The organism is Tateyamaria sp. (assembly GCF_059783535.1).
This window is the reverse complement of record NZ_JBYNDP010000013.1, coordinates 43797-57926: the sequence shown is the minus strand read 5'-3', so window position 1 is coordinate 57926 and position 14130 is coordinate 43797. Positions and strand designations below refer to the sequence as shown.

At 56.1% G+C, this 14130-nt stretch carries 11 protein-coding genes; 6 read left to right on the top strand and 5 right to left on the bottom strand.

Features of this window, described 5'->3' with window-relative positions; all coding sequences use genetic code 11:
• The 5 genes from AC6RA8_RS04875 to AC6RA8_RS04855 all read right to left on the bottom strand — a co-directional run.
• The coding region (locus AC6RA8_RS04875; protein WP_500351001.1) for a hypothetical protein at window positions 1-1348 on the bottom strand (1348 nt) is incomplete at its 3' end.
• A 46-nt stretch (window positions 1349-1394) separates the two neighbouring features.
• A complete protein-coding gene (locus AC6RA8_RS04870; protein ID WP_500351000.1) occupies window positions 1395-2156 on the bottom strand; it encodes an SDR family oxidoreductase in 762 nt (253 codons plus the stop codon).
• A complete protein-coding gene (locus tag AC6RA8_RS04865; RefSeq protein WP_500350999.1) occupies window positions 2153-3442 on the bottom strand; it encodes an FAD-binding protein in 1290 nt (429 codons plus the stop codon). The genes AC6RA8_RS04870 and AC6RA8_RS04865 overlap by 4 nt, the downstream gene beginning before the upstream one ends.
• 32 nt (window positions 3443-3474) lie before the next feature.
• The gene (locus AC6RA8_RS04860; protein WP_500350998.1) at window positions 3475-3894 is read right to left on the bottom strand and encodes a GtrA family protein; all 420 of its coding nucleotides are present in this window, start codon (window positions 3892-3894) and stop codon (window positions 3475-3477) included.
• A gap of 10 nt (window positions 3895-3904) precedes the next feature.
• A complete protein-coding gene (locus AC6RA8_RS04855) occupies window positions 3905-5446 on the bottom strand; it encodes a UbiA family prenyltransferase (RefSeq protein ID WP_500350997.1) in 1542 nt (513 codons plus the stop codon).
• Between the two features lie 603 nt (window positions 5447-6049).
• Here AC6RA8_RS04855 and AC6RA8_RS04850 point away from each other — a divergent pair.
• The 6 genes from AC6RA8_RS04850 (at window position 6050) to AC6RA8_RS04825 (ending at window position 14099) form a co-directional block, all read left to right on the top strand.
• A complete protein-coding gene (locus tag AC6RA8_RS04850; RefSeq protein WP_500350996.1) occupies window positions 6050-7777 on the top strand; it encodes an AsmA family protein in 1728 nt (575 codons plus the stop codon).
• A gap of 73 nt (window positions 7778-7850) precedes the next feature.
• Window positions 7851-9389 carry a protein O-mannosyl-transferase family gene (locus AC6RA8_RS04845; protein WP_500350995.1) on the top strand — a complete coding sequence of 513 codons (1539 nt, stop codon included), beginning with the start codon at window positions 7851-7853 and terminating at the stop codon, window positions 9387-9389.
• A 270-nt stretch (window positions 9390-9659) separates the two neighbouring features.
• Window positions 9660-10778, top strand: a complete 1119-nt coding sequence (locus AC6RA8_RS04840; RefSeq protein WP_500350994.1) for a glycoside hydrolase family 183 protein — start codon at window positions 9660-9662, stop codon at window positions 10776-10778.
• A gap of 290 nt (window positions 10779-11068) precedes the next feature.
• The gene (locus AC6RA8_RS04835; RefSeq protein ID WP_500350993.1) at window positions 11069-11323 is read left to right on the top strand and encodes a hypothetical protein; all 255 of its coding nucleotides are present in this window, start codon (window positions 11069-11071) and stop codon (window positions 11321-11323) included.
• Window positions 11320-12810, top strand: coding sequence for a sulfotransferase (locus tag AC6RA8_RS04830; protein WP_500350992.1), 1491 nt, complete (start codon window positions 11320-11322; stop codon window positions 12808-12810). Before AC6RA8_RS04835 ends, AC6RA8_RS04830 begins: the two co-directional genes overlap by 4 nt.
• Window positions 12807-14099 (top strand): arylsulfotransferase family protein, encoded by a 1293-nt coding sequence (locus AC6RA8_RS04825; RefSeq protein ID WP_500350991.1) that lies wholly within the window; start codon window positions 12807-12809, stop codon window positions 14097-14099. The genes AC6RA8_RS04830 and AC6RA8_RS04825 overlap by 4 nt, the downstream gene beginning before the upstream one ends.
• The last annotated feature ends 31 nt before the right edge of the window (window positions 14100-14130 follow it).

Here is a 14130-nt window from a genome sequence, read left to right as displayed (position 1 = left end):
CGGGAAGATGAACTTCGAGGTCGAAGTTGCGGTTGTCGTGCATCCATGCATTGCCCCCTTCCTGCGGTGGCAATCCTGCAAGCGAGGCGAAAGGGCTGACAAAGTCCATGACCAGCACACGGGATGGCGACTTGTCGAGTGAGGCCAGCAGCGTAGCGCCGCTTGCCAGCGTCTGCCCATAGCCACTATAAAACTCGAATTGTCCCTTGTTGAGGATGTTGATGATCCGCAACCCTTTGCCGTTGGGTGTTTCAAGCGCGACACCCGCCCGGGTTGCGGCAACGGTCGTATGAACGCCGACCGCAGCGGCCGATGAGAGCGCGATGGGCAAGAGCAGGATCACAACTGCAAATGGTGCACCCCGGACGATACTTTGCAGTGTCGGCGAGGTGGTGTGCTGATGACGTGACAATATCTCTGCCGCGACAGCAGCCCCCGCCAGCATGCTCACAATCCCGATCATCTGGAAGTTCTGATTGAGCAGCGCGAAGCCTGCCGCACCGCAAAACCCATAGAACAAAAAATCTGTTACGCGTGGCCGTTGCCAAAGTGCCAAACCAGCAATCAGGGCAAAAACCACGTATTCACCTGAAGTGAGAAGAAAGGACCGCGCATAAATGTAAGGCTCGATCACACCGCTGACTTTCGTGGCCTCGATCAGATCAGAGATGTGCATCCATGTGCCACCCCAGAACGCCTCGACCACAAGCCCGATGATCCCACACAGCGCAATTGCTCCGGCTGCCCAACGTCGCTGCCCAGATTGCAGCAACATCAGCACAAGGAACCCAAAGGCAACCACCCCGTAAGTCATCTTGGTATAGGCCAGCAGCATCGTCAGTGTCGCCGCGGCGGCGGCATCCAGCCACCCCTGCCATCGTTCGATTGGACGTTCGGGCTGAAGGTGCATCACCAGCAAAATGCCCAGCAGTGCCCAACCTATACGATTGTAGAACATGGCGAACGAAATCTTAGCAGGTATCTCGCCCGTGTTCATCGGTGTGGCAAGCAACAGCATCAGGAAGATGGCGAGCGGTACACCGATGAGCGGGCGCATCCGTGTCCCCAAAACATGGACCATGATCGGCGCGGTCACCAACATCAGCGCCGCTATACCCAATGGCATGGCCATGCCAAGTTCTCCAGTCAGCCAGTATCCAAGCCCAGGCAGGTAGTAGTTCAGCGGCCCCAGTGCTGTGTGAAAATCCTGATTTGGCACCTGACCATGAACTACGCGATACGCACCGTCGAGAAAGATCAGAATATCGTTGAAATACATCGATGTTGCAGTGACGCCCGGCAGAACCAGAAGAGCCGCGCAGATTGCAGTTGTCGCCCATGTCGCCACGGCGATTGGTGAAGAAAGAGTGCTTATTCGTGACACGTGTGACATCTCAAAGCTTCAGCTTCTTGAATATTGCTTCCGGAGTGAACCGGATGATGAACATGATCAGGCGCCATGCGCGCAGCACATAGATGACGTCGGCTGGCCGCGTCTGCAGCCCTGCGATGCGTTCGGCAACATCCTCCGGTTCAGCAGTCAGCGGGCCGGCAAGATCCATACCTGCGGTCATGCTGGTTCGCACGAAACCCGGTTTGACAGTAACGACCTGTACATCTGTGCTGGCGAGCCTGTTGCGCAATCCTGAAAGGTAGGCGGAAAAACCGGCCTTTGCCGCGCCATAGACGTAGTTCGAAGCGCGCCCCCGATCACCAGCAACTGAGCTGACCCCAACGATCAGCCCGCGGCCACGCGCGGCGAAACGTGCAGCCACTATTTCAAGCAGCAGGGAGGGGCCTTCGAAATTGGTGCGCATCACTTGCGTCGCATGTTCCGTATCCTCTTGCGCACGTTGCTGATCACCCAGCATTCCGACGACACACACCACGGTATCCGGCAATGCATCAAGTTGATCCAGAAACGTTTCGAACTGTTCCGTGTCCAGGATATCAAGCTGGCACACGGTAACCTCGTGTGCCCCGGTCCGGGTTCGGATATCGGCCGCGTTCCGCTCGGCGCCTTCGACATCACGCGCAGCGAGCGTGATCTTCCAACCCATCGAAGCATAAGCCGCCGCAACCGCCCGACCGATGTCGGAGGTACCACCAACCACAAGCAGGTTTTTCTGCAGAGGCGCTTGATCAGTCTCACTCATATTCCGAGCCTCTCAGACAATTTCGAGGCCATCTGGCCCGTTGCGCCAATCTCGTCCCGAAGTCGGCGGAACTGATCAAGTTGTGGATAGCCAGCCACAAAAGTGTCCGGCGACTGGGTTGCGTCCTTTGCCAGGTACATCCGCCCGCCCGCTTCCACGACCAACGCGTCAATCTCGACCAGCAAGGGCATCAGTTTGTCACTGAGCGGTATATCGAGAGCGAGTGTCAGGCCCTCCATCGGAAAGGACATCAGCCCGGATCCCGACGTCAGACGCTTGAGGACAGCCAGAAATGAACCCGTGCCGTGGCTGGAGATGCGCTCAAGTATTTCGGAAACCACGCTTTCAGCCTTGGCATCCGGGATAACGCATTGATGTTGCACAAAGCCGCGGCGCCCGTAGATACGGTTCCAATTCGCCAAACCGTCGAGGGGAAAGAAGTAAGCATCCCATGGCACGAGCATCGTCCGGCCAGCCTTTCGAGCGCCGTTCCTGTAGTAAAGCTGATTGAATGCCCTGACCGTTGCAGCGTTCAGCATCCAGCCGGGCATGTCGGTCGGCACCCCGATCCGACCATTTCGTGAGGATGGAAAAGGAACGTCACCCCATGCCAGTTGGTCTTTCCTAGCATGCTCGCCCTCCAGAACCAGTGATCGCCCCAGTGAGGCGCCGCGGGCCAGAACATCGATCCAAGCCACCGTGTAGGTGGCGTTTCCGGTCTGGCGCAGCAAAGCAACTGCCTCGCTAAGGTTGCGCGCAACATGCGTGTTTTGTCGAATCCAGCCGGTTTCCACCTGCTTCAGCCGGAAGCCAGCCGACAGGATTGTTCCAGTCAGTCCCATACCGCCAGTCGTGGCAGAGAAAAGCTCCGCGTTTTCGTCCCGGCTGCACCGGACAACTCGCTGATCCGGCAATGCCAGCATCAGCCATTCGACGTGATCGCCAAACGTACCATCGTTGTGCTGGTTCTTTCCATGCACATCCGATGCGATCATGCCCCCAACCGTGACAAATCGGGTGCCTGGGACACAGCTTGGAAAATAGCCACGCGGCAGAAAGGTCGTGATGATGTCCGACAACGACACTCCTGCCTCAGTGGCCAACACCCCCGTTTCCGGATCGAACCCCTGCATCCGGTTCAGACCCGTCGCATCAAGAGTGTTGGTGCGCCCGATGGCGGCGTCCCCATATGACCGCCCAAGCCCCCGCGCAATTACGCCCGGTAGGGCTGCTGTCGCTTCGGCAGCCGGATGGAGGTCAAACGTCGCATCAAGCTGCCCTGACACGCGGGGATATCGGCCCCATCCGCTCAGGTCTTTCAAACGGTGCTCTCCCTGAAGACATGGCGCCGATCAAGCCAGAACTTGAGAATGTAACCTATGCTCAGACCTATGACTGCACCAAGATACTTGGCGAAATCGGTCTGCCAGATGGCATGAAACCCAAGTTCGAATGCCCAGAAAATCAGCGTCGTCACAACGCTGAACAGGCCGGACAAGGTGATGCGCTGCGCTTCGCCAAAGGGCGTTGTGTATCGTTCGCGGAACGTCCAAGTCTTGTCGACAACGTATTTTATAAAAAAGCCGACCAGCGTTCCGACAATAATCGACGCCAAAAGGTGCGCATCCGGCATGCCGCGCACCGTCATCTCTTGGGCAAGGAGGTTCGCCAACACCGACAGGACAGCGGTTGCCACATAGCGCCCAATCGGATGACCTTCTGACAGAATTCTTAGCATGACTTGCCCGTCAGATTGCCAACACGAACACTGCGAGCATCGCAAGGCCGCTCAGCCTGCTCATCGGGTCCTTGATGGCGAAGATGACCGGATCATCCTGCATCTGCCGCCGCTGCGCCAAGATGAGTGCCCGCCCGATCCAATATGTCATGATGGGACAAGCCAACAGAAGGATTTCGGGATTGCTATAGAGCCTCGTAACGGAACTGCCGGACACATAGAGCGCCAGAACAGTCACTGCATTAAAACCAGCGGCTGCAGACAGGGCGGCAAGCATGCCAAGGTCGACATTTTCATAGTCCCGGTTGTCTGGCGACGCTCGGTCCGCATCAGCGCAGGCTGTTAGCTCCACGAACCGCTTCATCAGCGCCAACGATACGAAGATCGAGAGTGCAAAGACCATCAGCCAGGACGACAATACCACACCTATTGCCACCGCTCCCCCCAACAGGCGGATCGTGTACAGACCCGCCAGTGTTAGCACGTCGACGAGCAGGATCTTTTTTAGGAAAAAGGAGTATGCCGTCGTCATTGCGAAATAGATGGTCAGAACCAAGGCAAATGCCGGCGACAATGAAAGCGCTGTCGCGGTGGCTAGGATCAACAGGATCGGCACAGCAAGCATGGCGTGGATCAATGAAATGTCGCCTCGCGCCAGCGGACGATCCTTCTTGGTGCGGTGTGCACGGTCGTCATGAAGGTCAACCAAATCATTGAGAATGTAGCAGGCCGACGCGGCCAGACAGAAAGCGATGGCCGCGATCATCGTGACGAACAGATTTTCAAAACTCAGGGCATGCGCTGCGATCATTGGCACAAACACAAGGGCGTTTTTGGCATATTGATGAACACGGAACTGGCGCGCCCAATCGTTCAATGTCGTGCGGCTATGCTCAACAAATTGAGCATGCGGTGCCATTTCACGCAGGCGTGTTGCGACACGCTGGGTCGTCCGGATGGCGATGGGTTGGCGCGCATGTTCCCAGACTGGCAAATCGGCAGCACCGTTGCCAACATAGTCGAACCCTTTGCTTCCAAACTCTTCCACAAGGCGTTCTGCCTTGGCCTTGCCGGACAAGTTTACCGAAGAGGTTGTTGCAAAATACCCCGAGAAGATACCCAGATGATCTGCGACAGCCTTTACCATATCCTCATGTGAACCCGAGGCCAGATAGACAGATCGTCCTGCCAAATGCGCAAGACGGATCATAGACAGGATCGTCTTGTCATAGGGTAGAGTTTCAGGGGCACAATCACCGCCTGCACACAGAAAGTGTTTCAACGCCGCTCTGCCATCACTGAGTGATTGCAACATACCGACGATCGCACCGGGGTCGCGCCCCAATCGACGAAACGCAGTCTCAACCAGCAGATCCGAACGCAGCAAGGTACCATCAAGATCGACCACCAATGGTATGTCGATAGCTGTTTCCAGATCGGGCAAGCTCACATATGCGGCGACCCGATCCCTGGCCAACGCATCGCGTTGACCGTCATGCAGCTGCTGCAAGTCAGAGTTGGTCATGCTATCGACGTGGTTCTTGACCGACATGCGTAGATCTCTCTCTGGTTGTTCCCGTTCTACGGCCAGTCTTCAGCGGCAATTTCGTGGCGGCACACCCAAGCTCCTCTGCAGCATTGTGCCATGCTTTTTGACCGCCCATTGCCCAACTGCCTTGGCGAACAGGTCGCTTCGGGCAGCCAACTGGCTGGTTGAAGCAGCGTGGGTGCAAAAGCAAAAAGGTTGCAAATCCGTTCCCAGAGCAACTTTGGCATCGGCAGGGATGTGCTCAATTGAGGGGGGTATCGGCGGCAGAAGGCCGGGAAACGTGCCTCAAATACGATGATGCAGGTCGAACGGATTGCCTACGTTGCAAACCAAACTGTATCTAAAACACTGTGCTTAGGAATCGATTTTCGGCGTGGTGACGGGGCTTTCCGTAAAAAACCCGTCGCTCAGCGTAACGGCCCCACACTGTGACAGATGCGGTGCTGATTTGATCCAAAGGCACAGACCGCCGTTGCATTTAAAACGGTTGGGAGGAGTGTGATGAGAACAGGAAACGGACAAAGGTTCGGTCTTGTAGCGCGAAGCGCTATGGTCGCTGCTGGTCTTGTGTTCGCATGCACTACAGCTCTTATTATAGTTCCCAAGTTGGACCTGAACGACACCGTACGCGACAGTATAAATCATGAGCTTGGGCGTTTCGCCGGCTCTGGTATCATGCTGAACGAGGCGTCCGAAGTCTCAGTCCGACCCGACCTCCGGGTTGTCGTTGTTGATCCGATATTTACTACAAATCAAGGCGGCGAGCCTGAAGGGTTCCTGACCTCAGCCAGTCTGGATGCATCGCTCAGCGTCGCGCCGCTATTCATAGGGCGCGGAGAAATCGCAAGCCTACACTTACAAAGTCCTCACATCTTGTTGGATCAGGTTGGCTTGGCAAACGCCATGTGGCCAGACATCGCGATGTCGGACGAGAAAGCTTCAGAAAACCGCAAACCCCCTGCAACCATTGTTGTCACCGACGGCGTTCTGGATTTTGGTGGCCAATCCAGTATCTCCGGCCTGAACCTTTCCGTTACACAACGTGACGCGTCCCGAGGGGTTTTGATCGATGGCGACTTCATCGTCGGGGCACATCGCACGTACTTTGACATCAAAATTGAAGATCCCGTAGCATTCTTTTCAGAAGGCGGAAGTAAGGCAACACTCTCTCTAAGTTTCGACGCGCTGACTGCTGACGATGACGTCAGTTCAATGGATAACCCAACTGACAATAGCCCAGTCGAGGGTTTGGTAAATGGTCTTAGAGATTTGCAACTCTTCGGGCCGGGACCAATTGTGGTTGATGGGCGTTTCGCCATGACTTCTGACGCGCTTCATGTATCGGATGCAACATTTTCTAGAGGTGGCATTGCCTTTAATGGAGACCTGGCTCTTCGCACCGTCTCTGACACATTGATCATTCCCGGACTTCAAACACTTCAGCTGTCCGCAGACGCTGCCATTTCCGACGCAATTGACAAGATCAGTACAGGCAATTGGGCTACCACATCAATCAAGACGACTTGGCTCAACAAGTTCGACGTCGATTTGGATTTGGAGGGCGAGGACATCTCGCTCGGCGGCACCACACTTGACACTATCAGTGTTTCATTTCGCTCGGGCGACAATAACCTGTCTTTGGAAATGATCGCACAAAGTGAGGTGCTGGGTCGGATTGATGCGAGTGCAGACATCGACCACTCTGCCGACGTGTTGATATCTGTCAGGATTTCCGACGCGTCGATCGCCGAGATTGTGCAACCTATATCTCGAAAGATGCAGAAGCGTCTGATTGGCACACCTCAATTGCCAGAAGGAATGCTGAGTGCTGATCTTCAACTAGCCGGGCATGGTCAAACACTTGGGGAGCTCTTCGAAAGTCTCGAAGGCTCCGTCACGGCCTCTATGGAGGATGGCAACCTCACCGGGGTAGATGTGACTGCGACGCTCGAAACACTCGCAAATGGCCGCCAATTTATGACCAAGGAAAAGGGGCCCCTGATCCCCGCCGCGGGCCGTACCCACTTCGATCTCATAGATGGCCAAGTCGGGATCGAAGCCGGTACCGCACGTATCTCACGGTTGAATATTGCAGGCGACAGGCTGGAGATCGATATGCTGGGCGAAATCGGCCTCAAGAGCGGAGCAGTGTATGTCACGGGAAATGCGCAGCTTTCGGCCGCTCAACTGATGGAGACAGCACAGGCCGCAAGACATGTCGATCTGCCCTTTGGGATCGGCGGAACACTCTTTTCACCCTTGGTCGCTGCAGGTGTGCCGAGACTTGAGATTGCAGCGGCACCAACACCACCGATCAACACCATCCAGAGATAGTTTAAGTATTGAGGTGCTCTGGGGCTAACACCGTCAATACGGCAGCCTGAAGCGGCACGCGAAACGAGAGAAGATGCCCAGCACCACCCGAAAATTCGGTCGATCCGCCTACCAAAGCCCGTGGTTGGCGATCATGATTTTTTCGGTGTGGTTGTCCTACTATTCCAGCCTGCTCTTTCCCGGTCTCGGTGGAATGTTGAATGCGGGTGACTCCGCCAAGTTTCAAACGCTTGGTCACACGTCCATTCTCGTCCATGGGCCCGGATACCCGTTCGTCCTGCTGATTGGAACGATAGTGCGTGCGCTTGATCTGCCGTTCGAACCCTGGCGGGTCATGACCATTGCACTTGCATCTCTACCCGGCGCTCTTGCAGTCGCTATGGCATTCCTGATCGTGGGGAGGCTAACCCGTAGCGCAGTTTTCGGCGCAGCAGCCGCATTTCTTCTGGGCAGTGCTGGCCTAATGGCCGTGCAATCGACTGAGGCGGAAGTCTACCCCCTCGCGTTGGCTTTCATTCTTTCCGTGGTTCTTGCACTGATCCTCTTCGTTGAAACCAAGCACACATTCTATTTCATTCTCGCCTGCGCGATCTATGCCCTGTCGTTCGGCAATCATCTCATGATGGTTATGCTGGCCCCGGTTGGTTTGTTGGTGATGGCAACGCACTACCGCATCTTACTGCGTCCTCGCGTTCTGCTTGCCGTTCTTGGGTTACTTGCTATTGGGGCCAGTCAGTATCTCTATCTCGCATGGGTCACACATGCTCCGACAACAGCTTACTCTGAATACCTGCCCCTGCCCCCAACGACGTCTGAACTGATCGACTACATTGCGGGCACGTATTTCGGCGATCTCTACGGCTCGGGTCTCAAATCGCTGCAAACTGCATCCGTTTTGTTTGGCACGCTCAGCCAAGCACACCCCATGATTTCATTGCCCCTCATAGCGCTTGGTCTTTTGGCTTTCGGTGTTGGTTGGCGCCAGCGCAACGCCGCTTGGACAGGTATCGCGCTCCTGCTGGGTACTGCTTTTGCATTCCTGCCCTTTATGATCTGGTACGGGGCATACGATATCCAGGCGTTTCATCTTCCTGTACTAGGCCCGCTGCTTGTCGGTGCGATTGCAGCAATCGGTTGGCTATTGAGGCACTGGCCAAGGCTGCAACCATGGCTCGGTGCGCTCCTTCTGGTCCTTGGTGTGCTGCGCGCGGCTGAAATGGCCGTCTATCTCAATGCGCGCGAACCGGATTACGCCGACTTGGTCGACACATTGGAAGTCGTGATGGCGCAATCCCCGGTGGACAATCCCGTTGTGTCGATGTCCTACGAGCTGAGAATGGCCACGCTCTATCACGAATTGCGAGGTGAAGTTCCCCAGCCCGCAACCTATCGCGTCACCTGGCGCACGGAGGAGGCAATCTCGGACGTTGGTCCGATCGGAGGCATTGTCATTCCCACCGATGGCGAACAGATGCTGCGTTGGATTGAGCACAGAAACCCGCACTTGTCGTGCCGCACGCTGCCCATCAGTCAACCCGAACCGGTGACGTGGCCAGCATATGGTTTTGTCTGCGACCCTTCGCGACCATCGCAAGAGTTGCCAAAAGAATAGGCAAATGGCGCGCCGTGGGTGGAATGAATCAACATGACGCCGCGTCAAAATTTCCTACATTACGTCACATGAGCGATAATCCGCTTGATCGTTTGACAAGCGCACAGCACGTATAAGCGACGGGCATTCAGCTGATTCTCTGAAGCGCCCAAGACGTTCCGACTACGACCGCTTTCCGGCTATAGAAGGTACTCTGTGATGCGTATATCCCCGGCTCTGCTTGGCGTTTCCCTTTCGACTTTCATCTTCTTCTGCGCTTGCCAGTTGCCCATGGCAATTGCCGATGTCGAAGGAACCGAGGCATTGGATACGATGGCTTTATCGGACTTTGGACAACAGAACGATGCGCCGGAAATATCGACACCGGGCGCGTTACAGATCGTCGAAACCGAGATCGTGAACCAGCTAACAGGCTCTGGATCGCCGAACGCAACAGACACGCGCTGGAACGTTCACGGCACGGATCTGGGCCACATGTTTACCCACAAGGGTGAACTCTACATGGTGTTCGGTGACACCTATGGACCAGACGGGGGAGATTGGCGCAGCAACACCATAGCGCGCATAGCGGACCCCGATCCCAAAAACGGCTTTTCCATCGCAGCCATGATCGAAAGTGCAACGGGAGCGGCCAAGGAAATCATCCGCTCAGCGAAAATTCCCGGCTTGGAATGGACCGTCATTCCAACAAACGGCATCTCGCTCGGGGAACGGATGGTCCTTCACTACATGTCCGTGCGCATGTGGGGTGCGGATGACAAATGGTATGTCCGCCGTTCCGGCCTCGCCTATTCCGACGACGACGGTCAGAACTGGACACGATCAGAAACCGCGATGTGGCCCGCCGGCACCGGCTTTGAGCAAGTAGCCTATGTCGAACACGATGAGATGATCTATGTTTTTGGTATCCCGCAGGGTCGTTTCGGCGGTGTGCGGCTTGGCCGAGTTACACCACGGGACGTGTTTGACCCAAGGGCGTATACATATTGGGACGGCCAAGGATGGTCGACCAATATTCACAACGCCAAAGCGGTGGTTCCGGCTCCGGCAGGTGAATTGTCCGTCGCTTGGAGCAACGTGCACCAATCCTGGCTCATGATGTATCTTGAGCCTGTCGAAAGAGCGGTCATTCTGCGCAGTGCACCCACGATGACCGGCCCATGGAGCGCGCCCCAAATCGTCGCGCATGCAGATGAATATCCGGGTCTCTATGCACCCTATATCGTTCCGGGACTGGAAATCGACGACGCCGTGTATTTCACGATGTCGCGGTGGAAACCTGTCTACAACGTCTTTCTGATGAAGGGTCAACTCGAAGCCGTGGGCGTGGATATAGCAGCCGTGGAAACAAGCGAACCGGATATCGAGTTGGAACCAGCTCGCGAATAACACCCAAACGTGGCGACTCTTGCTGAGAAAACGCCCGCAACCAACACTCGAGATGGTCTACTCCTCTCTATCCAAGGCGAAGTTCCGCGCTCGACCTCCTTGGAAGGCTCAAACGGGCGAAAATGCTCCGTCTTGATTGAGTGATCTGGCAGGCTTTCGCCGTTTTCCGTCTCGTACCTTGCTGCCGCATCGGCAACTCACAACTGTGTTGCGAAAAGAGCCAAAAGCGATCCTGTCGACCTATCTGATTTTCGTGGTCGTACTTGGTCGCGTTAAGTGAGGATTTCGTTATGAAACGCGACACACGAGTTTCGGGTGTGACCCACTCACCCACGTTACTGGCCATCGCTTTGGTTGTGATGCCTGCCACTGCACAGGCCTATGTTGGGCCAGGTGCTGGCCTAACCGCCATCGGCACAATGATCGCACTCCTGGCTGCGCTCCTGCTCGCGATCGTCGGCTTCGTCTGGTATCCCGTAAAAAGGATGCTACGCGCCCGCAAAGCCAAAGCAGATGTTCAGACACCGCGTGAGAATGAAAGTTGAGCGTCGCTGCCCTGGTTCTGGGCCTCTTCGCATTTATCGCGGTCCTGCGGGTTCTTGATGCGCAACGTGTTGCCAGCGGGATCATAGACACCACACAGCAAGCCGTGTCGGTCATGGTGAACAGTGACATCGCGGATGAGGACAAGGAAGCACAGGTAAGACACGCATCCATCAAGCTGTTGGGTGGGTTCTTTTGGATCACTGCCATAGGTGCTGCATCACTTGGCGCGTCAGCATTCATCGTTTGGGGTGGCGCGGCACTTGGGTTCTATACTGTTGACCGTGCAATTGCGGTTGCCCTTGGCTGGCCGTTCATCCTTGGTTCCACCGCCGCCGCCATCGCGCTCTGGATAGGGCTGGACAGACTGCACAGAACACCGGCTGAGACCAGCAAACCGGCTGAGGTGCCTTACAGTCCGCTCGACAAGGCGCTGCACGATTTCGCCTTTGCATCGCCTGAACGGCAAATTCGGTTGGGTGATTTGGAAACTAAGCTTTATCGCCGCCGTATTGTTGCTGACACAGCCAAACAACCCGTTTTCATTACATCGCTGCCGCGCGCCGGGACAACGATCATGCTCGAAGGTCTCGTAAACCTTCCACAATTCGCTTCTGCCACCTACCAACACATGCCCTTCACTTTATCCCCCCTCTTGTGGGGCAGTTTTTCCCGCACGTTTCGCAAGGCTGGGGACAAAAGTGAGCGGGCGCACGGGGACGGTATTGAAGTCGGGGTGGACAGCCCGGAAGCGTTTGAAGAAATGCTGTGGATGGCGTTTTGGCCCGAACACTACACCAAGAATCGCATCGCCCCCTGGGCGGCGGAAGACGAGAACCCGCAGTTCGAAGCTTTCTTCCGCACGCACATGGCTAAGATCGTTGCAACCAAGCCCGGCGCAACACGCTACATCTCAAAAAACAATGCCAACATTGCGCGTTTGGCTCTTCTGGAACGCCTTTTTCCAGATGCGTCCATAGTAGTGCCAATCCGCAATCCGCGCGCGCAAGTCCAGTCCCTACTAAGCCAGCACCTCCGCTTTGCTGATTTGCATTTTCGCGAGCCATTCGCACGCCGATATATGGAAGGGATTGGGCATTTTGAGTTTGGCGAGGCAATGCGGCCAATAGAATTCACCACGTTGCGAACGGGTTTGCCAACGCCAGAGCACGTGGACTTCTGGCTGCGGTACTGGATTGACGCATATCAGCATGTACTCGCCACAGCTGGCCCCAACTCCATCTTTGTGGATCACGATGCGCTGTGCGCGGAACCCAGATTGCATTTGCCCGAATTGGCTGCGGCAATCGGGCTTGACGATCAAGACGGGGTCGCCGCCGTAGCCGATATCTTGCGCGCACCCCGCCCTGCTCCCTCACTCTCCGCTGCGTCGCCCGACCTGCTGCAACGCGCCGACATTCTACATGCGGAGCTGTGCAGCCAGGCAATTGGTCAAGCGTTTTCGCCGACTGGAAAGGCCATGAAATGAAACTGCCATCATCCGACGGCTTTGCCCGCGGTTTTTTCATCGTCTCGCTTGCTCTGATCGCCATGGTGTATGGCATCGTCTCGTCCTGGTGGGGTTGGTTCCCTGCCCCACAGATCGGCGAAGCACATCGCACTTATCTTGATGTGTCGCGCAACTGGCGTAATGACATCGGGTTGGAGCCGACACGCCATCTGGTCGCGCCGAATGATCAAGGTACGGCCTCACCCGATCGCGGTTATGAGCGCCGGCCCGGAACTGAGCGTGCTCCGGGTTATGTCTTGATTGCTGGCCTCAGTGATGACCAGGACACGTCGGTTTTTGCTGTCCGTCTGATGGACACCAATGGCGATGAAATCCACCGTTGGCCCATAAACTACGAAGACTTCGATCCAGACACGCCGCCCCAAAACGTCATGCTGCACGGGATGGAGGTGTTCGAGGATGGGTCTCTGGTCGTGACCTTCGATGTGGGAAATGCCATCGCGCGTGTCGACCAATGCGGGCAAACTATATGGAGCGTGCGCGGTGGATTTCACCATTCCATCACACGCGACGACGCCGGGGGCATCTGGACGTGGTACGGCGAAGACATGGTGCGCTTGGATGAAGACACAGGAGAAAAGACCTTTTCCCTGAATCTGCGCAATGACATCATCGCGGCTAAGGGCGGTGATCAACGCGGTATCTTTGATATTCGTGTGCGCATGCCGGGTGATGCGGCGGGGCAGGTCACCTATCTTGACGATCCGTTTCATCCCAACGATGTCGAAATGCTGCGCCCCGAGTTGGCCGACGCTTTCCCGATGTTCGCAGCGGGAGATCTGATGTTCAGCCTGCGCGAACCGAACCTCGTCGCGGTGGTCGATCCACAAACAGGTGTGCTCAAATGGTGGCAGCACGGCCCCTGGTTCAAACAGCATGACCCCGACTTCGAACCCGATGGCACGATCACGGTGTTCGACAATGCCACCGGCGCGATGCGCTCTCGCATTCTGCGGATCGACCCCCGTGACAACAGCGTCTCAGTAGACTTCGAAGGTACTGAGGCTGAGCCCTTCTATACGTGGCGGCGCGGCAAGCACCAAACGCTACCGAATGGCAACTTGCTGCTGACCGAAGCGGAGCATGGGCGTCTGCTCGAAGTATCGGAAACGGGAGACGTCGTCTGGACACATGACATGGTGTGGGACGCCGAAAGCAATCTCATTGTGACCGAAGCTCGCCATGTCTCTGAATCGTTTTTCACCGCCGGCATTCCGTCTTGCAATGATGTGATCGCATCACGCTAGGCCGATCATCGCCAAGCTGTGGGCGTTGACC

Coding starts and splice junctions, on each gene's coding strand:
- AC6RA8_RS04870 (WP_500351000.1), bottom strand. CDS start 2,156: ATGAGTGAGACTGATCAAGCGCCTCTGCAGAAAAACCTGCTTGTGGTT.
- AC6RA8_RS04860 (WP_500350998.1), bottom strand. CDS start 3,894: ATGCTAAGAATTCTGTCAGAAGGTCATCCGATTGGGCGCTATGTGGCA.
- AC6RA8_RS04855 (WP_500350997.1), bottom strand. CDS start 5,446: ATGTCGGTCAAGAACCACGTCGATAGCATGACCAACTCTGACTTGCAG.
- AC6RA8_RS04845 (WP_500350995.1), top strand. CDS start 7,851: ATGCCCAGCACCACCCGAAAATTCGGTCGATCCGCCTACCAAAGCCCG.
- AC6RA8_RS04840 (WP_500350994.1), top strand. CDS start 9,660: ATGGCAATTGCCGATGTCGAAGGAACCGAGGCATTGGATACGATGGCT.
- AC6RA8_RS04835 (WP_500350993.1), top strand. CDS start 11,069: ATGAAACGCGACACACGAGTTTCGGGTGTGACCCACTCACCCACGTTA.
- AC6RA8_RS04825 (WP_500350991.1), top strand. CDS start 12,807: ATGAAACTGCCATCATCCGACGGCTTTGCCCGCGGTTTTTTCATCGTC.